The organism is Flavobacterium sp. (assembly GCF_039930565.1).
GTDB lineage: Bacteria > Bacteroidota > Bacteroidia > Flavobacteriales > Flavobacteriaceae > Flavobacterium.
Genome location: NZ_JBDTTP010000005.1, coordinates 85,608 through 106,358 on the forward strand (window position 1 = coordinate 85,608; position 20,751 = coordinate 106,358).

The following is a 20,751-nucleotide window of genomic DNA, read 5'->3' on the forward strand; positions in this document are numbered from 1 at the left end:
TATATTATAAGTTAGAGAACTTTCTTACTTAGTTCACTGCACCTTCTAATTCAGCTCCGGCTTTAAATTTTACTACATTTTTTGCAGCTATTTTGATAGTTTTTCCTGTTTGAGGGTTTCTACCGTCTCTTGCAGCTCTTGCTGATACTGACCAAGATCCAAAACCTACTAATGATACTCTTCCTCCTTTTTTCAAAGTTGCACCTACATTTCCTAAAAAGGATTCTAAAGCTAATTTTGCCGCAGCTTTTGTAATTCCTGCATCAGCAGCGATAGCATCGATTAATTCTGATTTGTTCATAATAATTAGTTATTAATTGTTGGTTAAAAAAAATTGTTAATACACAAATTTAATAGGAAATCCGTTCCTTGCAAGTCTTTTCTTTAAATTTAGCAAAAATTGTTAATAACTTATTTCTTTTGTTCATAAAGGTTAGTAGGTTATCACCAAAAACAGGTATAAAACCCTGTTTTCATTGACTTTAATAGACCTTTGCCACATTTGAAAAAGTCATTCCATTTAGTAATTCTGCTATATGCATCCTCTTTTTACCAGGTAACTGCAAGCTCAAAAGTTCTAAAAAGCCATCCTGAACAGCAATTTTAATTTCTTTTTTACTGCTGATTACGGTTCCAATTTCGAATGAATGGGATTCCAAAATCAGTTTAGCTTCATATATTTTGATATTTTGCTCTTCATTTTTATCTTTCAAAAAACACCATGCAGCAGGATATGGACTTAAGCCACGAATTAAATTGCTTATTTCTGATCCTGGTTTTGTCCAGTCGATCTTACAATTTTCCTTGTTTAGTTTATAAGCTGTTTTAATTTCAGCACTATCTTCCTGAATAGTGGTTGTTACATTTCCATTTTCAATAACCTTTAAAGTGTCAATAACAGTTTTACTTCCTAAATTCATTAATCTGTCATGCAGTTGTCCAGCGTTTTCTTCTGGTTCTATGCTAATTTCAGAATTTAAAATCATAGCTCCTGTATCAATTTTATCATCAATAAAAAAAGTAGTGACACCCGTTTTAGTTTCTCCATTAATAATGGCCCAGTTGATTGGTGCCGCACCGCGATAATTCGGTAATAATGAGGCGTGAAGATTAAAAGTTCCTAAACCTGGCATTTCCCAAACTACTTTAGGTAACATTCTAAAGGCTACTACAATTTGCAAATTAGCATTCAAAGCTTTTAATTCGGATAAAAAGCTTTCATCTTTTAAGTTGGTTGGCTGTAATAAAGTAAGATTGTTTGCCAGTGCATATTCCTTTACTGCAGAATATTTTATTTTTTGCCCGCGTCCTGCCGGTTTATCTGCAGCTGTAATCACGCCGACAACATCGTAATTGTTTTTAATGATGGTATCCAGAATGCCAACGGCAAATTCCGGTGTCCCCATAAATATAATTCTCAACTTTTCCATTATAATTTTAAAGTGTATTTATTATTCGCCTGAATGGTGATATAATTATTTTCTAATAATTCCTGAATGGCCAAAATTACGTCTTTCGTATCTAATTTTACCTGAACCTGAATTTCTCTTGAACTCAAAGCAACGGTTTTTAGTAAAAGCAAAATTTTATCCGCAATCGAATCGGCTTCGGTAATTTTTCCTCTTCGTGTAATGCAATAGGAGCAAATGCCGCAATTAGAAGTAGTTTCTTCTCCAAAATAATCTAAAATCAATCGGTTCTTGCAGGTTTTATTATCCTTAATATAGTGTAGGACTGATAATAGCTGGTCTTTTTTAAGCTGATTCTGCCTTTCTAAATATTTCGAAACTCTGTTTATAGTTCTGTCATCTTCCCGCACTTCATTAAATAAAATGATAGCATCATTATTTTTAGATTTGTATTCTATAATTTCTTTTTTACTGAGCTTTTCTAAAACAGCTGCAACCTGCTCTTCGGTATGATTTGACTTTTTTGCAATTAATGAAATATTAAATGGCGTTTTCATTTCGTAAATTCCTGGATAAGTCCTTAAAATCGCCAGAATGATTTCTTCATCATTCGGATTTAAACTCATATACCGAATCACTTCTTTTGATTCAATCAAAAACTGCATCGTTATCTTTTCTGAGAATTCCTGAGACATCGTGATAATTCCCTGCTGATTCAAAAACTGCAAAGCATTATATGTTTTGAGGGTTGGAAAATCATACTTTTGGCAAAAGTGATTCAGTTTAAATGAAAACGAATCGTCTAAACCTTCGCCATAAGCAATCTGAAAATAATTGCAAAGCTTGACATACATCAGATTCAGGAATTTTTTATCCGGCAAAATACTCAAAAATTGCTGTTCTGATTGGTTACTGTCTGAAGAATTCGTCAGGACTACCGAAAATGCTTTTTCACCATTTCGGCCCGCTCTTCCTGATTCCTGATAATAATTTTCGATATTTTCAGGAAGCTGGGTATGAATAACCGTTTTTACATTGTCTTTGTCAATTCCCATTCCGAACGCGTTGGTGGCTACAATAACCTGCGCTTGTTCCGACATCCACAATTCCATGTTTTTATCTTTTTCTTTAGACGAAAGTCCTCCGTGATAATAAGTCGCTTTAAATCCTAACGATTGCAATTGTGTCGACATATTAAGGCAGGATTTTCGGTTCCGTACATATATAATAGAAGGCTGAGGATTTTTCTTCAGGATTTGCTCTACACGATATAGTTTATCCTCAACTTCAAAAACCATGTAGGCAATGTTTTTTCTTTCAAAAGACTGCTGAAAAAAATTAGGATCTTTTAGTCCCACTTCTGTTTTAATATCTTCAATAACCCTTGGAGTTGCCGTAGCAGTCAAAGCTAAAAACGGAATCTTTGGAAAGAATTTTTTAAGTTCCGAAATTTTTAAATAAGCCGGACGAAAGTCATGTCCCCATTGCGAAACACAATGAGCTTCATCAATAGCAATTAAATTAATAGGAAGATTTTTGATGCGTTCCAGAATCCAGTCAGACTGTAAACGCTCAGGGGAAAGATACAGGAACTTATAATTTCCAAATTGGCAATTGTCCAGCAAATCTATGATTTCTTCGGTATGAATTCCGCCAGTAAGAGCTATGGCTTTAATGTCGCGTTTTTGCAAATTTGCTACCTGATCCTTCATCAGGGCAATCAAAGGCGAAATGACTAAGCAAATTCCTTCCTGCATCATCGCCGGTACCTGAAAACAAATTGATTTTCCGCCGCCAGTCGGCAGCAGGGCAAAAGTATCACGACCTTCTAAAACCGAATCAATAATTTCTTTTTGCAACGGTCTGAAACTGTCGTGTTTCCAGTATTTTAAAAGAATTTCCTGCGCTTCGGCCATTGATGTGGTTTTAAAGTTAAAAATTTAGAAATCAGTTTCTGGTTTTACAACTTTAAACAGATACCTAAATTTTATCTAATATATAAAGAATTCTGTTCTCTACAGTATCTTTAGGAACTTCAATTAACTCGTAGCCGTATTTTTTATAGGTTTCGATAAGGTGTTTCTGAATCGTTTCTGCCTGTTCAAAATTCTCGTAACGCTCCGTGTCACTTTCATAAATTTCTTCCCATGGAGGTAAAATAAAAGTTTTGGAATATTTAAAATCCCCGCAGGCCTTCGTGAAATGCTCGGGATATTCATCACCAATATAATCCATATAAGCCACAACATCAGGGATTCCGCGATCGATAAAAACTACATTATCAGGTTCTTCAAGAGCATTTTCAAACTGTTTAATCCGTCCTTGCAGTAACATTTCGCTAAACAATAAAGGCTGTTCCAGAAACAACTGGTCAATACCACGCTGCTGCGCTTCGAGGGTAACTTGTCGTGAAATTTCAGGATAACAGCAATAGCCACGAGCGACTAATTCGTTTAAAAGAGTAGATTTTCCGGTTCCGGGACCTCCAATGATAACTATGATTTCTTTTTGCACTTTCGTAAAATAAAGCGCAAATTTACCTAAAGTTATTGGTATTTGAAAAGATATTTTGTCCTGAGCAAGTGATTTCGCAATTTTGGAGGTATGCGTTCCTGCTTTCGGCTTTATCTTTTATGGCGAAAGCCGCCATAAAAGGATACCGCCTCAAACGAAGTTCACTGAACTCCAATTAAAATAAAAACAAAGTGAAGTAATCAGGCCTAGGAAGGAAGGATGTTTTTGTTTTTGGAATTATTAAAATAATCCTAAAAAAAGATTTGTGATTATGCGATTTTCAAGGAATTTCAATTTGAAATTAATTTTTAAAAATTAGCGCAATACTTCTCAAAAAAATTACAGGATAATATCTTTTTCCAATATAAAAAATCTGAAATCAAAACCGTATATTTGCGTTTATTTTTAATTACGAATGGAGAACGATAAAGAAAAAACCACCGCCGAATTTTACGAAAGACTAAAGGTAGAGTTAGACAATTCAAACACCTGGCCAGCAGAATATTTATATAAATTTATAATGCCCTCAGTAGGTGATAATGTCGAGCGGGTCGAAAAAGCTTTTGACAATATGGGTGCGGTTATCAAAACAACAAAATCTAAAACCGGTAAATTTACCAGTGTTTCTATAGATGTAACAATGAATAGTGCTGACGAAGTGATTAGCAAATACAAAGAAGTTTCTACAATAGAAGGTATAGTTTCATTATAATTATGGTCGAAAAATATAAAAAAGAAGTCGCGAATGACGTTGTTTTCAACTTAGAATATAATTCTGAAAGGCAGCGTTTACTTATTCCTGAATATGGTCGTCACTTGCAAAAACTGATCGATCAGGCTACCATTATCGAAGATGATGAAACGCGCAATAAAGCCGCAAAATACATTATTCAGGTTATGGGAAGCCTAAATCCGCATTTGCGTGATGTGCCTGATTTTCAACATAAACTATGGGATCAGCTTTTTATCATGTCTGATTTTAAGCTACATGTAGAATCTCCCTATCCAATTCCGTCCCGTGATGTGTTACAGTTAAAACCTGACGTTTTACAATATCCGCAAAACTTCCCAAAATACAGATTTTACGGTAACAATATTAAATATATGATTGATGTTGCCAATAAATGGGAGGATGGGGAAATGAAAAATGCATTGGTATTGGTAATTGCCAACCACATGAAAAAGTCATACTTAAGCTGGAACAAGGATACCGTAAAAGACGATGTAATTTTTGAGCATTTGTTCGAATTGTCGGACGGTAAAATCAATTTATTGCAAAGCACAGAAGAACTTTTAAACACCACTGATTTATTGCGTACTAACAAACGTATGTCAAATAAAATCACTCCGCCCGGACAATTGAAAATCCAAAGTAACAAAAACAGCAAAGTGCCCGGAAAACCAAAGCCTTTTCAAAAAAACAATAATCAGAAATAAATAAAGTTGCTAAGCAGCTAAGTTGCTAATTAACTGAGGTTAATCTCAAAAAAACTTAGAAAACTTAGAACCTCAGTAACTCAGAACCTAAATAGAAATATGGGAGTATTTAAAATCGAAGGAGGAATTCCTTTAAAAGGCGAAATCACGCCACAAGGAGCAAAAAATGAAGCATTACAAATTTTATGTGCTGTTCTTTTAACAGGAGATAAAGTAACAATTAATAATATTCCCGATATTATTGACATCAATAAATTAATCACTTTGCTGGGTAATTTAGGAGTTAAGATTCAACGCAACGGAGCGGGTTCGATTACGTTCCAGGCCGATGAGGTAAATATTGGCTATTTAGAAACCGAAGCCTTCAAAAAAGAGGGTGGAGCATTACGTGGTTCTATTATGATTGTTGGACCGCTTTTGGCTCGTTTCGGAAAAGGATATATTCCAAAACCAGGCGGAGATAAAATTGGACGTAGAAGATTAGATACCCACTTTGAAGGTTTTATTAACCTTGGAGCAAAATTCAGATACAACAGAGAAGATCACTTTTACGGAGTAGAATCTCCGGCAGAAGGATTGCAGGGAACCGATATGCTGCTTGACGAAGCATCTGTAACCGGAACAGCAAATATTGTCATGGCTGCTGTTTTAGCAAAAGGACAAACTACAGTTTACAACGCTGCCTGCGAACCTTATTTACAGCAGTTGTGTAAGATGTTGAACTCGATGGGAGCCAAAATTACCGGGGTTGGTTCCAACTTATTGACTATTGAAGGTGTTGAAAGCCTTGGTGGATGTGAGCACAGAATCCTACCTGATATGATCGAAATTGGATCGTGGATTGGTCTTGCAGCGATGACAAAAAGCGAAATTACAATCAAAAATGTAAGCTGGGAAAACCTAGGCTTGATCCCCAATACATTCAGGAAATTAGGAATTATAATCGAAAAAAGGGGCGATGATATTTACATTCCTGCTCATACAAATGGGTACGAAGTAAAAACAGATATTGATGGCTCAATCTTAACCATTGCAGATGCCCCATGGCCAGGATTTACGCCTGACTTGTTGAGTATCGTTTTGGTTGTGGCAACACAGGCAAAGGGCGATGTTTTAATTCACCAGAAAATGTTCGAAAGCCGTTTGTTTTTTGTTGACAAGTTAATCGATATGGGAGCAAAAATCATGTTGTGTGATCCGCACAGAGCGGTAGTTATGGGACATAATTTCGAATCTCAATTAAAAGCAACAGTAATGTCATCTCCGGATATTCGTGCCGGGATTTCATTATTAATTGCGGCTCTTTCAGCAAAAGGAACAAGTACCATTCAAAATATTGAACAAATTGACCGTGGATACGAGCGTATCGATGAGCGTTTAAGAGCAATCGGAGCAAAAATCGTGAGAGAATAAAAGTCTCAAATGGCAAATGACAAATGAACAAAAAGCTATAAAAGCTACTTATTTTAGTATAGCCGGAAACACCTGCTTAGCCGTTATAAAAGGCTTGGCAGGTTTTTTTGGCAATTCTTACGCCCTGATTGCTGATGCGATCGAATCGACTACGGATATCTTTTCGTCCTGTCTGGTTTTGTTCGGAATCAAATATTCGAATAAACCGGCAGATGAAAACCATCCTTATGGTCACGGTCGTGCAGAGCCATTAATTACCTTTTTGGTCGTTGGGTTTTTAATTACTTCAGCCACAATTATTGGGTATGAAAGCATTGCTAATATCCAGACTTCACACGATTTGCCTAAATCCTGGACACTTTATGTTTTAGGAGCCATTATTATATGGAAAGAATATTCGTTTCGTTTGGTAATGAAACGAAGCAAACAAACCAATAGTTCAGCATTGGCAGCTGATGCCTGGCACCATCGCAGTGATGCTATAACTTCTGTCGCAGCATTTGTCGGAATTTCGATAGCGCTTTTTATGGGAAAAGGATACGAATCTGCAGATGACTGGGCCGCACTTTTTGCTGCTTTTTTTATCTTATACAATAGTTATAAAATTTTCAGGCCTGCACTTGGCGAAATCATGGATGAACATCTAAACGATGATTTGGTAGAAGAAATACGTATCGAGGCCTTAACAGTAAAAGGGATTCTCGGAACCGAAAAATGCTTCATCCGTAAAGCCGGAATGAAATACCATGTTGATCTTCATGCCATTGTTTCGGCAAAAATTTCTGTAAAAGAAGGTCATGATTTATCGCACAAACTGCAGGATACTCTAAAGGAAAAAATTCCTCAATTGGGGAATGTTTTGATTCATATAGAGCCGGATGATTATCATTGAGTTTAAAGTTTTCATTACCAGCATTAAAAATAAAATCCGCTAATTCGTTAAGAGCAAGCGGATTTTTATTTGGGCGTTTCCTTCGGCCGGGCTATCCGCTGTATCTTTTGCTTTTTAAAGAAAAAAGCAAAAGGATGACGCTTCTATCCCTAACGCACTTTCAGGTAAGTTGACGTTTTTGAGTATATTTGTCACTTCGACGAAGGAGAAGTCACTGAGGGAGAGCATAGGTTCTTTTTTTTACTCAAAATGATAATTTAAAAACTCAAATTGAGGGTTAAATCCTTGAACTAAAGATAGTTTTTTATCTCTTCTCCATTTTTTTATTTCTTTTTCCCGAGCTATTGCTTCTTGAATCCAAACAAACTTTTCATAATAAATTAGAAATTCTATACCGTATTTTGAAGCATATGTTTTATTTCCAATTTCTAAATTATCTTTATGTTGTTGGAGCCTAATTTTTAAATTATTAGTCACACCAATATAAAAAGTAGAACGATTCTTATTGGTTAACATATAAACATATAACTATGAAAGCCTTTTTGCGGATTAAGCATAAAATTTGTATTAGTTAAATATTTGATTACTTAGAAAGATGGAATTCACATTATTAATAGTAGTTAAAAATTTCTCTCCCTCAGTGACTTCTCCTTCGTCGAAGTGACAAAGATGTGTAGTCTAATCCAATACATTCAAAATTTTCAAACCAAAAATAACTCCATTCTGTTGAATTCCGCTTTGATACGAGTGAACATAATCTACTCTGAACAGCTTAAATTTTCCAAAACCTAAATTGTCCAAGCCAACAGTAAATTCTGTATAAGGTCTTCTGTCTGGAAGTGCAAGAGAGTGAAAACCTAAATTCATTGTTGATTTTAATAAATTCAATAGCGGGATTTTATTCATAATAAATCCGGTATCATTGTATTCGGAATGCATTTCAAAATAACTGTCATTCGTACTGTTAGTATAGTAAGGCATTAAGTTAAAAACATTCAAATAACGGTCACTTGTTCCAATGTGGGTTTGATTACCGTTAAAATGCCTGTAGTCTATAAAGGAAATATTCTCCGCATTAAAAAACTTTCCGGCTTTTAGATTTATTCCTAAAAGCCCTTTGTTAGATAATGATAAATCGTAAATTACAGAAGCGCCAATTCTTTCGAACTCATATTTTTTCTCATTCACAGCAAATGCTTTTTCAAAAGCTAAAAGTAAGGTTGGATATTTTTCATTTCTTATATTAAATCTTCCATCAGGTCTTGAAATGTATTTGTTTCCGAAATTGATTCGGGCATTTAATGATGCTTTAAATAAGTGATGCTGATCAAATGCTGAAGTTATAAAATCAAACGGAGCTAATGGATTATTCGATGAATAAACATCATCTTTTTTAAACAAAGAATAATCCGTAGTATTAAAAAGCGGTTTTCTTTGTTCGTAAGCTGCTTTAGCATTTAAATTAATTCCGTTGGCAACATCTTGCGAATAGTTGATCTGAGCAAATTCTAAATTGTACAGTTTCATATAGTTGTCTTTAAAAAATAAAGAACTAATAGAATTGACAAATTTGGTAATGGGTTCAGCACTATTAAACTGCGCAACTTTTGTACCGCCCGAAATCCAAATTGTGGCAGAATTGATATTGTTAAAGCGATGACTGAAATCGCCGGTAACACGAAAGCGTTGATCTGAAAATCCATAATTAAAAGTAGTTTTTACAGATGTGCTTTTTCCATTTTCATCATTCCATTTTCTGAATGAAAATCCTGAATCAAAATTAAATCCCTGAACGGTATTAAAACTTAGAGAACCTAAATTTAATAAGCCTTCGTATCCAAGGGAATATTTTTTAGAGCTATTTTTATAATCGTAACCCGTTAAAATATCCCAAACTTTAAACTTGTTATGTTTTGTGTCTACAGAATCAAGGTATTTCTGAGACTTTCTAATGGTTAACAAACTGTCCTTTTTAGTATAATCGTTGCTTTCTTCAATAGTTAACGGAATTGGGCGAATCTCATTCCAGAAAGCATTATCTTTTTTGTTGGCATTGGCTTCAAAAGAAACGATTTCATTGCCGAAAGTTTTCTTTTCAAACGAATGCGGAAACTCATAATTCGAATAAATATAATTAAAGTTACCTGAAAATTTTATTCCGAAGCCACCCGCTTTAAAGAACAGCGATTGCGTGTTTTTTGCCCAAATTTTATTTTTAGGATTATAAGTAAAACTTTGTTTTAAGGTCATGATTTCGGTAAATTCATTTTTCATTCGATACCCTTTAAGATCTAATTCTACTGCATAAATAGCAAAACTGTCGTCTACTATATAAATGTAACCTTCAAAAACAGGCTCTTTATCGCGCTTTGGAATAACTTTGATCTTATTGATTTGTTGATTATGTTCATCTGTAAAAGTACTTTCGAGTTGGTATTTGTAATAATTAAAGGCATTATCCGCAATTGGGGAAATAATTTTCACATCAAAATCAATCGTGTTTTCATAAAAATCATAAGTAGATAAACTGGCTGTATTGTAGCTAAATCCGTTACTGTTTCCTGATATTTTTGAGGCAATAATTTTTTCCTTTAACTTGTTTGGCTTTTCGAAGGTAAGTTTAGAAATGGTTTCTGACAAATATAAGATTCCTGAACCAGTAGAATCCAAATTTGAAGCCATATCTTCTCCAAGGTCAACTTTTTGGCCAAGGATTTTTTTAGGTAAATCCTTAATTTTAAACATTCCTTTTGAATAAAAGTCGGCGGTATATCGTGCTGTTTTTTCAGAATTTTCTTTTTTGTTACGAATAGCGCTTTTTATAATAGCATTGGCAGGATTGTTTTTTGGATCAATCACCACTTCGTTTAATGTAAAACTTTCCTCCTGCATGGTTACATTTAGAAGTTGAGTTTTGTTTTCAGGAGTAATGCTTATTTTTTGAGTCTTAAAACCCAGATATTGAAAAACGATTTTGTTTTTGCCAATTTCTTTTACATTTAATTGGTAATCACCTTGTTCATTAGAGGTTGTGCCGCGGTAAGTATTATCTTCAAAAACCGATACAAATGGAAGAGGATTTCCCTTTTCATCAGTTATAGTTCCTTTGATTTGAGCAAAGTTAGCAATAGAAAAAAATAAAAAGGCAAGTAAGGTATAGTTTTTCATGAAAGTCTTTTCTCTCACAAAAATAGAATAAGTAAAAACCTAAGTATCTAAAAATATGTTAAATAATAATTATAGAAAAGATTGAATCGCGAGTTCATAGCTTTTTAGTCCAAAGCCTAAAATGACTCCTTTCGCATTTCCGGAAAGATAAGACTGATGCCTGAAACTTTCACGGGCATAGGTATTAGAAATATGTACTTCAATCACCGGAGTTGTAATAGCTTTAATAGCATCACCCAAACCGATAGAAGTATGAGTGTAAGCACCGGCATTTAAAATAATTCCGTCAAATGAAAAGCCAACTTCCTGGATTTTTCCAATTAGTTCACCTTCGATATTACTTTGATAATAGGAAAGTTCAATATTAGGAAATTTATGTTCCAATCTTTCAAAGTAATCCTCAAAAGTCTGACTTCCGTAAACTTCAGGTTCTCTTTTTCCTAAAAGATTCAAGTTGGGACCGTTGATAATGGCAATTTTCATAATTATAATTTTCGTAAAAATAAAAAAACCGTTCTAATTAACAGAACGGTTTTTATAAAACTATGTGATATATTTTTAAAATAAGAATCCTACAGAAAATTGTACTGTTGAATTTTTAACGTCTGCATCTTTTGAAGCATCCGTCAATCCTAAACCATAACGGCCCTGAACAAAAAAGTTCTCGGTAAGTTTAAATCCTAATCCTGCATTAACACCAAATTCAAAAGTTTCAGCATCCTCAAAATCAACGTTGTCTTTTTCGCTTAATAAGAAGGAAGCTTGTGGTCCTACTTCAAGACTAAAAGAGTCTGTTAAGTAAAATTTTGCCATTACAGGAATTGAGATGTATCCTAATTCATTTTTAAATTCTTCACCAGCATACTTATATGTTGCGCCTTGAGTTGAGTATAGAAGTTCCGGCTGAATAGCAAATTTATCCAGTAATTTGATTTCGGCAACTAAACCAGCATGGTAGCTGGTAATCCCTTCTTTGTCAATTTCAGGAGCATCAAAGGCATCTCCTGTCTGGTTCGCAAAGTTAACCCCTGCTTTAATCCCAAATTTCACTAATTGTGCCTGACTTGCTGTTGATGCTGCAACAAATAAAACTACAGCTAAAAGTATTTTTTTCATAATGTTAATTTTAAGATTTGATTTATTGCAAAATAATATAAATAAAAACTCATGCTTTTTATATTTATTGTTTTCGAAGTTTCAAAATTTCCATTTATACTAATATAACAAGATAAATATTATATTTTTTTACAAATGAAAGAAAATTATTAATAATTTATCATTTTAATTTTTCTAACTGTTTTTAGTGATTTTTTAATGGTTAATTCTTTGAAAAATAACATTTTGATGGTTTTAACAGGATAATTTATAACAAAATATAATAATTATTTTACAATATAATTTGGTTTATTGACGTTTTATGGCATAGATTTGTTCTACTAATTAACTTATTTAATTTAAAAAAAATGAAAAAAATTGTTTTATCAGCGGTTGCTATTTTAGCATTTGGATTTGCAAATGCACAAGACTCTACAGGAGGAAAAGGATTTGCTAACGGAGATGTATTTATTTCTGGATCTGTTGGTTTTTCTTCTATAAAAGAAGGAGATGTGAAAACTTCAGGATTTGTTGTTGCACCAAAAGTTGGCTTTTTTGTAACTGATAATATTGTTTTAGGTGGTGCTATTGGTTTTCAAGGAACTACTGTGGATGATGGAATTGGAGAAGACGTTAAGACTAATACAATTTCAGCTGGTCTATTCGGTAGATATTATGCTACTCCATCTTCTGACTTTTCAGTATTTGGAGAATTAGGAGTTAACTATCTTTCATCTAAAGAAGATGACGGAGTTACTGAAGACAAATTAAACGGATTTAATATCGTATTAGCACCAGGTGTTAGTTATTTTATTTCTGATCATTTCGCATTAGAAGCTGCTATTGGAGTTTTAAGTTATGAAACTGAAAAACCAGATGTTGACGGTGCTGAATCAAGAAATACTTTTAACTTAGGTTTAGGATTAGATGATATCACTTTAGGTCTTGTTTACAAATTCTAATTTGTAAATTAAATTTATATTAAAACCTTCCCTAACCGGAAGGTTTTTTTATGCCTTAAAATGTTTTACTTTGCAAATATGAAATGGAATACTTTTATAAAAGATTACCAATCGTATTTACGCATCGAACGTGGTTTGTCTAAGAATACTATAGAAAACTATGGGTTTGATATTGAGCGTTTATGTTTGTTTCTGGAAATAAATCAAATTGAAGTTTCTCCATTAAAAATAACGGATGAAACTATTCAGCAGTTTATTTATTCGGTTTCTAAGGAAGTAAATCCGAGATCTCAGGCGAGAATCATATCCGGACTAAAAAGCTTTTTTAATTATCTTGTTTTTGAAGATTACCGTACCGATAACCCTTTAGAATTAATCGAAAGTCCCAGAACGGGGCGTAAATTGCCTGATATTTTATCCGTTCCGGAAATTGATGCCTTGATAGCGGCCATTGATTTAAGTTCAAACGAAGGAGAAAGAAACAGGGCCATGCTGGAAACCTTATATGGCTGTGGACTCCGGGTTTCGGAATTGGTAACACTAAAAATCTCCGATTTGTTTTTTGAAGAAGGATTTATTAAAATTACCGGAAAAGGAAACAAAGAACGTTTTGTCCCTGTTGGTAGTTTAACTCAAAAATATATTCAAATTTATCAAAATGATGTTCGTGTTCATTTAAAAATAAAAAAAGGTTTCGAGGATACTTTGTTTTTAAACCGCAGAGGAAATCAACTAACACGCGCCATGATTTTTACCATAATTAAGGATTTGGCTGTAAAAATTAATTTAAATAAAAACATCAGTCCGCATACTTTGCGGCATTCTTTTGCTACTCATTTACTTGAAAATGGTGCCGACTTACGTTCCATACAACTTATGCTGGGTCATGAATCTATTACTACCACAGAAATTTATGTACATTTGGACAGAAGATTTCTGAAAGAAGTGATGCATAATTTTCACCCAAGGAAATGATTTTAATGTTGATCAGTAGATATTATTGAAATTAATCTATAAAATTATAAATGTTACAAAAGCTCATTTTTCTGTAATTTTGAAAAATGAAATCAAAAAAAGCTTCTCAGAAATGAGAAGCTTTTTTTGATGTAGTATTTCGAAGAAATTATTTAGCAATATTTACCGCTCTTGTTTCTCTAATAACCGTTACTTTTACCTGACCCGGATAGGTCATTTCTGTCTGGATCTTTTGTGATATTTCAAACGAAAGATTGGCAGCATTATCATCAGAAACTTTTTCACTTTCAACAATTACACGAAGCTCTCTACCTGCCTGAATGGCGTAAGCATTTTTAACTCCGCTAAATCCGTAAGCAACTTCTTCAAGATCTTTCAAACGCTGAATGTAAGAATCTAAAACCTGGCGTCTTGCACCCGGTCTTGCGCCTGAAATAGCATCACAAACCTGAACGATTGGGGATAATAATGATTTCATTTCGATCTCATCATGGTGGGCTCCAATAGCATTGCAAACTTCTTCTTTTTCACCATATTTTTCAGCCCATTGCATTCCTAATAAAGCATGCGGCAGATCACTTTCGGCATCTGGAACTTTACCAATATCATGAAGTAAACCAGCTCTTTTAGCTAATTTTACATTTAAGCCTAATTCGGCAGCCATGATTCCGCAAAGTTTAGAAACCTCTCTCGAGTGTTGTAATAAATTTTGTCCGTAAGAAGAACGGTATTTCATTCTTCCAACCACTTTAATCAATTCAGGATGTAATCCGTGAATACCTAAATCAATGACAGTTCGTTTACCTACCTCTATAATTTCATCATCAATTTGTTTCGCAGTTTTAGCAACTACTTCTTCAATTCTTGCCGGGTGAATACGACCGTCAGTTACTAATTTGTGTAAAGCCAAACGTGCAATTTCTCTACGAACAGGATCAAAACAAGAGAGGATAATAGCTTCCGGTGTATCATCAACAATAATTTCTACTCCTGTTGCGGCTTCCAATGCTCTAATATTACGTCCTTCACGACCAATAATCCTTCCTTTGACATCATCAGATTCAATATTGAAAACTGAAACGCAGTTTTCAACAGCTTCTTCCGTTCCAACACGCTGAATAGTATTGATTATAATTTTTTTTGCTTCTTGCTGCGCAGTAAGTTTAGCCTCTTCAATAGTTTCCTGAATATGTGACATGGCTTTGCTTTTCGCTTCGGCTTTTAGGCCTTCAACCAATTGTTCTTTTGCTTCTTCTGCAGAAAGCCCTGAAATTACTTCTAATTGTTGTAACTGGCTTTTGTGTAATTTTTCTACCTCAGCTTGTTTTTTATCTAAAATTTCGATTTTATTAGTATATTCAAGTGTTTTAGCTTCAAAATCGTCATTTACTTTTTTAGCTTTAGATAATTCATTAGAGATTTGAGATTCTTTATCTCTAATTCTCTTTTCAACTTCAGCTACTTTTTTGTCTCTGGATAAAATAACCTGTTCGTGTTCTGATTTTAATTCAATAAATTTTTCCTTTGCCTGAAGAATTTTATCTTTTTTGATATTTTCAGCTTCTAAATTGGCGTCTTTTAAAATAGATGCTGCTTCTTTTTTAGCGTTTTTGATTAAATTAGAAATATTACTTTTTTCAATAATTTTAGCTATTCCAAAACCTGCTGTAATACCTATAATGCCTGAAATAATGATTGTTATTATGTCCATGTTTGTTAAAATTTATATATAAAAAAAGCCTACATTAATTGCTTGAATAAACTCGAAAAGACAAGTTTTGAGCTAACTCACTGTTCAAGTTTCCTCGCCGGAGCGTGGCATGCTTTAGTAGTGATGATTTGCTCATTCTAAATTGTTAGTGTTGAGTTTACCAATTGTGAACTAATGTAGGCAGTATCTTAGTTTTTTGTAAAGAACGTTTAATTTTCGAGATATTGATCTAAAAGCAAATTTAATCTTTTAATCCTTTCGATGGTATCTTCGCCATCAATTGCGTTATCGATTTGTTTCTGTTCAACCTGAGATGCAAATTGTAAGGCACACATGGCCAATACATCCTGTTTATCACGAACAGCATAATTTTCTTCGAATTGCTTAATCATAGCATCAATTTTTTTTGAAGCACTTCTGAGTCCTTCTTCCTGGGATGGTTCTACCGTTAACGGGTAAACTCTGTCAGCCACTGATATTTTGATTTTAAGCTTTCCGTCCATTTTACTAATCTGATAATTGCGCTATACAGTAATCAATTTCGCGAATTAATGAATTTATTTTAAGCTTTGTCTCTCTCTTGTTATTGTCGCTGCCAAGCAACGAATTGGCTATTTTAAGTGTGTCGTATTGTTTTTTCAAAGCCTCTATCTCAGCATATTGTTTCTGGATGATTTGTGCAGCTTTGGTTAGTTCTGACTGTAAATCCTGATTTTTTTTCTCCAGACCTTTCGTTCTTACAAAAAGCTTTTCGACTTTATATTCAAGAGTATCAATTATTTCGACAATTACACTCATTATAAATCCTATTCATTACTTAATCATACAAAGTTAGTATTCCTTTTTATTAATGCAATTTTTTATCGCTTTTTTTGCACTAAAAATAGACAAATAAATGAATTTCAACGAATTGTATTTTTATACGTTTGTCTTCGCTTTTAGGTGCTTATTTTTTACCTTAGCAAAAATGTTACTCATGAGATTTTCTATATATTCCTTACTTTTTTGTCATTTTATTTTTGCCCAAACCAATTATCCAAAAGATTATTTTCGTTCTCCTTTAGATATACCTATGCAGCTGTCCGGAAATTTTGGTGAGTTAAGGCCCAATCATTTTCATGCAGGTTTTGATTTAAAAACGAATCAAAAAGAAGGTTTAAATGTGTATGCTGTCGGAGATGGATATGTATCGAGAATAAAAATATCCACTTTTGGAAACGGGAAAACTATTTATATCACGCATCCCAACGGATATACTTCAGTTTATGGGCATTTGCAGACTCCGCTTGGAAGTATTCTGGAGTATGTTCAGAAAACGCATTACAAGGAAAAATCTTTTGAGATCGAAATGTATCTTAAGCCAGATGAATTAATCGTTAACAAAGGCCAGGTAATTGCTCTTACAGGAAACACAGGTGCTTCAGAAGGCCCGCATCTTCATTTTGAATTTCGTGATTCCAAAACAGAATTTATTATCAATCCAATGTTTTTTGGGTTTGACAAGAATTTTACAGATACCAAAAAGCCAACAATTTCCAGTTTATACGTTTATCCAATTGACAATACAATTGTCAACCAGTCGAAACAGCCTTTGTTACTGAATCTTTCACTGCAGAAAGACGGAACATATCTGGCCAGTAAAGTAAAAGCAAATGGAAAAATTGGTTTCGGAATCAGTACGGTAGATTTTGATGATGTTTCGTTTAATAAAAATGGTGTTTTTAATGTTTCGACTTTTTTTAACGGAAATCAGAATTTCAACTATCAATTCAATACTTATTCGTTTTACGAAATGCGATATGTCAATGCGTTAATCGATTATTCAAAATATAAAAAAACAGGACAGCGCATTCAAAAACTATTCATGAAAACACCCTTTGCCTTAAGTATAATCAAAACCGATTCGTTAAGCGGAATAATTACAGCTGAGCCAAATCTGGCATCCAATTACCGAATTGAGGTTTCCGATTATTATGGGAATTTAAATTCGGTTACAATTCCGATAGAATACGATTCTGTCCTGCCAATTGTAAAGACTGAACCGGTAATATCAAAATATTTTATCCGTTACGATAAAGATTCAAATTTTGAAAAAGATAATATGTCGGTATTTTTTCCTGCAGGAACCTTTTACGAAGATTTTAATCTGAATTTTGATGTAAAAAATAACAGGATTTATATTCACGATGATACTGTTCCGGTACATTCTAATTTTACTGTCTCAATTCAGGACAGTAGTTATAATGAGGTAGTAAGGGATAAGGTTTTTATAGGAAGGATAAGTGGAAAAAGTGTCAGTTATAATTTTACAACAAGAAAAAATGATGTTTTTAGTATCAAATCCAAAACATTGGGGCAATATGGATTGTTTACTGATACTGCTGCACCAACTATTACTATTACTAAACCTATTCAGGATAAATGGATAAGTGATGTTAAGAAAATTCAATTCATTATTAATGATAATTTGTCAGGAATCAAATCATATAATGGGTATTTAAACGGTAACTGGATTTTGTTTGAGTATGATAATAAAACAAAAAGAATTACGCACAATTTTGAAGATAGTTTGTTGTTGGAAGGCGCCAACGATTTAAAAATTGAAGTAGTCGATAATGTTGGGAATTCTGCTATCTTTGAAACTCATTTTTTTAGAAGTCAACAAAAATAAAAACCTAAACGTTTGAATAATTTTAAGTTAATACTTGTTTTTCTTTTTTCATGTATCAGTTATGTTGCAACAGCTCAGGATGCTCGCGTTAAAGGAGTGATTTTAGATGATCAGAATCGTCCGGTTACAGATGTAAATATTTCAGCAGGAAGTAAGGTGGAACAATCAGATAGTAATGGTTTTTTTGAAATTACTATACCTTCAAATAAAAAAACGGTTTTGCTTTTTACTCATATTTCATTAAAGATGATGACATTAACAGTAAATTTGAAACCCAATGAATTATTGGTTTTTAATCCCGTTATGAATAATTCAGAAGAGCAGATGGGAGAAGTTTTTGTTACTTCAAAAAATAGAAAACGTGTTCAGGGAATTACTGTAATTGATCAGGCTACCATAAAAAAAATACCCGGAGCAAACGCTGGAATCGAGAATATACTCAAAACTTTACCAGGCGTTAATTCAAATAATGAACTAAGTACACAATATGCTGTTCGTGGAGGAAATTATGATGAGAATTTGGTATATGTTAATGAAATTGAGGTGTATCGTCCGTTTTTAATTCGATCAGGACAACAGGAAGGATTAAGTTTTACCAATACGGATCTTGTTCAGAATGTGGATTTTTCAGCTGGAGGATTTCAGGCCAAATTTGGTGATAAACTCTCTTCTGTGTTGGATATTACCTACAGAAAACCAACTCAGTTCTGTGCGGTTCTGGAAGCCAGTTTATTAGGAGGAAGTATAGCAGTTGATGCGGTTTCCAAAAATAAAAAATGGTCAGCCGTAACAGGAGTGCGTTATCGAAATAACAGTTTGCTGGTGGATAGTCAGGATACGAAAACAAATTATACACCTGTATTTGCGGATATTCAGACCAATATTAATTATGATGTATCTAAAAAATGGCAACTCAGTTTTCTTGGTAATATCTCCCAAAATAAATATTTGTACCAGCCTTTGACACGTGAAACCAAGTTTGGAACAATAGATCAGCCAATGGCATTGGCGGTATATTATGAAGGACAGGAAAAAGATCAATATGATACTTATTTTGGTGCATTAAAAACAACTTATAAGCCTTCTTCAACATTAACCTTCAAATTAATCGGTTCAATATTTCATACTATTGAGCAGGAACATTTTGATATTTTGGCTCAATATCGACTAGCAAATGTAAATGAAGAGGGAACAATCAATCCTGATGATGTTCAGTTTACACGCGGAATTGGTTCTCAGCTCAATCATGCACGAAATGATTTAGATGCCCTGATTGCCAATATTGAAATAAAAGGTTTTAAGGAATGGAATGATAGTCAATTAGAATTCGGTTTAAAATACACAAGAGAATCTATTCGGGACAGAATAGTAGAATGGGAGATTATTGATTCAGCCGGATTCTCAATTAATCCTCCAATTTTGGATTTGCCAAAAAATAACCAGCCATACGAACCCTACACTGGTCCGCTTTTGCCGTATCAAAATATTAGAGCGGTGAATTTTAATGACATCAATAGATTTTCAGGATACGCACAATGGAATAACAAAACCGAATTAGGATCAAGTCAATTTTGGTCTACTATTGGAGCTCGTTTTCAAAGCTGGCAGGTTTCGGGAGCAAGTGTAGAAGGAGATAATCAGATAGTTTTTAGTCCAAGAGCTCAATTTGCCTTAAAGCCGGATTGGGATAAGGACATGGTTTTCAGGATTTCGGGCGGGTTGTATTATCAGCCACCTTTTTACAGGGAACTTCGTGATGCTGATGGCGTAGTTAATCCAAACGTAAAAGCACAACAATCGGTTCATTTTGTAGTGAGTAATGATTATAATTTTAAAATGTGGAACCGTCCTTTTAAATGGGTCACAGAGTTATACTATAAATCCCTTTCGGATGTAAATGTGTATTCAATTGATAATGTCCGTATTCGTTATGCTGCAGATAACAATGCCAAAGCGTATGCAAAAGGTCTTGATTTCAGGCTCAATGGTGAGTTTGTTCCGGGAACGGAATCCTGGATTAGTTTTGGATATCTGAAAACAGAAGAAAATTATGAAGATAAAGGGTTTATTGCACGACCAACAGATCAGCGACTCAAGTTTGCTATGTTGTTCCAGGATTATATGCCCAATATTCCGAGTGTCAAATTATATTTAAATTTGGTTTATAATACAGGGTTGCCAGGCGGTTCACCGTCTTATTCGGATCCCTATTTATATCAAAACAGGCTTAATGATTATCGTCGCGTTGATGTTGGTTTTGCCAAAGTTTTCATTGATAGCAATACTAAAATAGCAAAATATAATTGGCTCAAAAACTTCAGGGAATTATCGTTGGGATTAGAAATTTTCAATCTTTTTAATAATCAGAATGCGATAACCAATACATGGGTTCGGGATGCTTACTCAAAAAACCAATATGCAATTCCTAATTATATGACGACAAGGGTTTTTAATATAAAACTGAATTCCAGATTTTGATTAAAAAGGGTAAAAGAAAGATTTTT

The 20,751-nt window shown here is 33.8% G+C and carries 19 protein-coding genes; 8 read left to right on the forward strand and 11 right to left on the reverse strand.

Annotated features, from left to right (window positions below; genetic code table 11):
• Window positions 1–28 precede the first annotated feature (28 nt).
• From ABI657_RS02885 to ABI657_RS02900, 4 genes are all read right to left on the reverse strand, one after another.
• Complete coding sequence (locus tag ABI657_RS02885; protein WP_310282683.1) at window positions 29–301, reverse strand: HU family DNA-binding protein; 273 nt, start codon at window positions 299–301, stop codon at window positions 29–31.
• A 181-nt stretch (window positions 302–482) separates the two neighbouring features.
• The gene (fmt, locus tag ABI657_RS02890) at window positions 483–1,430 is read right to left on the reverse strand and encodes a methionyl-tRNA formyltransferase (protein ID WP_348095733.1); all 948 of its coding nucleotides are present in this window, start codon (window positions 1,428–1,430) and stop codon (window positions 483–485) included.
• Window positions 1,430–3,325, reverse strand: coding sequence for an ATP-dependent DNA helicase RecQ (locus ABI657_RS02895; RefSeq protein WP_348095734.1), 1,896 nt, complete (start codon window positions 3,323–3,325; stop codon window positions 1,430–1,432). The genes fmt and ABI657_RS02895 overlap by 1 nt, the downstream gene beginning before the upstream one ends.
• Before the next feature lie 64 nt (window positions 3,326–3,389).
• Entirely contained in the window at window positions 3,390–3,923 is a 534-nt protein-coding gene (locus ABI657_RS02900) for an ATP-binding protein (RefSeq protein WP_348095735.1), read from the reverse strand.
• A gap of 415 nt (window positions 3,924–4,338) precedes the next feature.
• Between ABI657_RS02900 and ABI657_RS02905 the strand changes: the two genes are divergently transcribed.
• The 4 genes from ABI657_RS02905 (at window position 4,339) to ABI657_RS02920 (ending at window position 7,665) form a co-directional block, all read left to right on the forward strand.
• The gene (locus tag ABI657_RS02905) at window positions 4,339–4,635 is read left to right on the forward strand and encodes a DUF493 family protein (RefSeq protein WP_348095736.1); all 297 of its coding nucleotides are present in this window, start codon (window positions 4,339–4,341) and stop codon (window positions 4,633–4,635) included.
• A gap of 2 nt (window positions 4,636–4,637) precedes the next feature.
• The gene (locus tag ABI657_RS02910; protein ID WP_348095737.1) at window positions 4,638–5,360 is read left to right on the forward strand and encodes a DUF4290 domain-containing protein; all 723 of its coding nucleotides are present in this window, start codon (window positions 4,638–4,640) and stop codon (window positions 5,358–5,360) included.
• A 99-nt stretch (window positions 5,361–5,459) separates the two neighbouring features.
• Window positions 5,460–6,773 (forward strand): UDP-N-acetylglucosamine 1-carboxyvinyltransferase, encoded by a 1,314-nt coding sequence (gene murA, locus ABI657_RS02915; RefSeq protein WP_348095738.1) that lies wholly within the window; start codon window positions 5,460–5,462, stop codon window positions 6,771–6,773.
• 16 nt (window positions 6,774–6,789) lie between these two features.
• Window positions 6,790–7,665: a cation diffusion facilitator family transporter gene (locus tag ABI657_RS02920; RefSeq protein WP_348095739.1), complete on the forward strand. Its 876-nt coding sequence runs from the start codon at window positions 6,790–6,792 to the stop codon at window positions 7,663–7,665.
• Between the two features lie 240 nt (window positions 7,666–7,905).
• Here ABI657_RS02920 and ABI657_RS02925 read toward each other — a convergent pair whose 3' ends face one another.
• The 4 genes from ABI657_RS02925 to ABI657_RS02940 form a co-directional block, all read right to left on the reverse strand.
• Window positions 7,906–8,181 (reverse strand): GIY-YIG nuclease family protein, encoded by a 276-nt coding sequence (locus tag ABI657_RS02925; RefSeq protein ID WP_348095740.1) that lies wholly within the window; start codon window positions 8,179–8,181, stop codon window positions 7,906–7,908.
• Between the two features lie 162 nt (window positions 8,182–8,343).
• A complete protein-coding gene (locus ABI657_RS02930; RefSeq protein ID WP_348095741.1) occupies window positions 8,344–10,833 on the reverse strand; it encodes a DUF5686 and carboxypeptidase regulatory-like domain-containing protein in 2,490 nt (829 codons plus the stop codon).
• Window positions 10,834–10,902: 69 nt separating this feature from the next.
• Window positions 10,903–11,316 carry a type II 3-dehydroquinate dehydratase gene (aroQ, locus tag ABI657_RS02935; protein WP_348095742.1) on the reverse strand — a complete coding sequence of 138 codons (414 nt, stop codon included), beginning with the start codon at window positions 11,314–11,316 and terminating at the stop codon, window positions 10,903–10,905.
• Window positions 11,317–11,391: 75 nt separating this feature from the next.
• Entirely contained in the window at window positions 11,392–11,949 is a 558-nt protein-coding gene (locus ABI657_RS02940; RefSeq protein WP_348095743.1) for a porin family protein, read from the reverse strand.
• Window positions 11,950–12,296: 347 nt separating this feature from the next.
• Between ABI657_RS02940 and ABI657_RS02945 the strand changes: the two genes are divergently transcribed.
• Both ABI657_RS02945 and xerD read left to right on the forward strand, forming a co-directional pair.
• The gene (locus ABI657_RS02945; protein ID WP_348095744.1) at window positions 12,297–12,890 is read left to right on the forward strand and encodes an outer membrane beta-barrel protein; all 594 of its coding nucleotides are present in this window, start codon (window positions 12,297–12,299) and stop codon (window positions 12,888–12,890) included.
• A 78-nt stretch (window positions 12,891–12,968) separates the two neighbouring features.
• Window positions 12,969–13,865 (forward strand): site-specific tyrosine recombinase XerD, encoded by an 897-nt coding sequence (xerD, locus tag ABI657_RS02950; RefSeq protein WP_348095761.1) that lies wholly within the window; start codon window positions 12,969–12,971, stop codon window positions 13,863–13,865.
• Window positions 13,866–14,013: 148 nt separating this feature from the next.
• Here xerD and rny read toward each other — a convergent pair whose 3' ends face one another.
• The 3 genes from rny to ABI657_RS02965 all read right to left on the reverse strand — a co-directional run bounded on the left by rny (window position 14,014) and on the right by ABI657_RS02965 (window position 16,374).
• On the reverse strand, window positions 14,014–15,576 hold the full coding sequence (gene rny, locus ABI657_RS02955; RefSeq protein WP_348095745.1) for a ribonuclease Y: 1,563 nt from the start codon (window positions 15,574–15,576) through the stop codon (window positions 14,014–14,016).
• A gap of 209 nt (window positions 15,577–15,785) precedes the next feature.
• Window positions 15,786–16,079 carry a cell division protein ZapA gene (locus tag ABI657_RS02960; protein WP_348095746.1) on the reverse strand — a complete coding sequence of 98 codons (294 nt, stop codon included), beginning with the start codon at window positions 16,077–16,079 and terminating at the stop codon, window positions 15,786–15,788.
• A gap of 4 nt (window positions 16,080–16,083) precedes the next feature.
• On the reverse strand, window positions 16,084–16,374 hold the full coding sequence (locus ABI657_RS02965) for a hypothetical protein (RefSeq protein WP_348095747.1): 291 nt from the start codon (window positions 16,372–16,374) through the stop codon (window positions 16,084–16,086).
• A 178-nt stretch (window positions 16,375–16,552) separates the two neighbouring features.
• On the opposite strand from ABI657_RS02965, the gene ABI657_RS02970 reads away from it, so the two are divergent.
• The gene (locus ABI657_RS02970) at window positions 16,553–18,247 is read left to right on the forward strand and encodes a M23 family metallopeptidase (protein WP_348095748.1); all 1,695 of its coding nucleotides are present in this window, start codon (window positions 16,553–16,555) and stop codon (window positions 18,245–18,247) included.
• 12 nt (window positions 18,248–18,259) lie between these two features.
• Window positions 18,260–20,725, forward strand: a complete 2,466-nt coding sequence (locus ABI657_RS02975; protein ID WP_348095749.1) for a TonB-dependent receptor plug domain-containing protein — start codon at window positions 18,260–18,262, stop codon at window positions 20,723–20,725.
• Window positions 20,726–20,751: the final 26 nt, after the last annotated feature.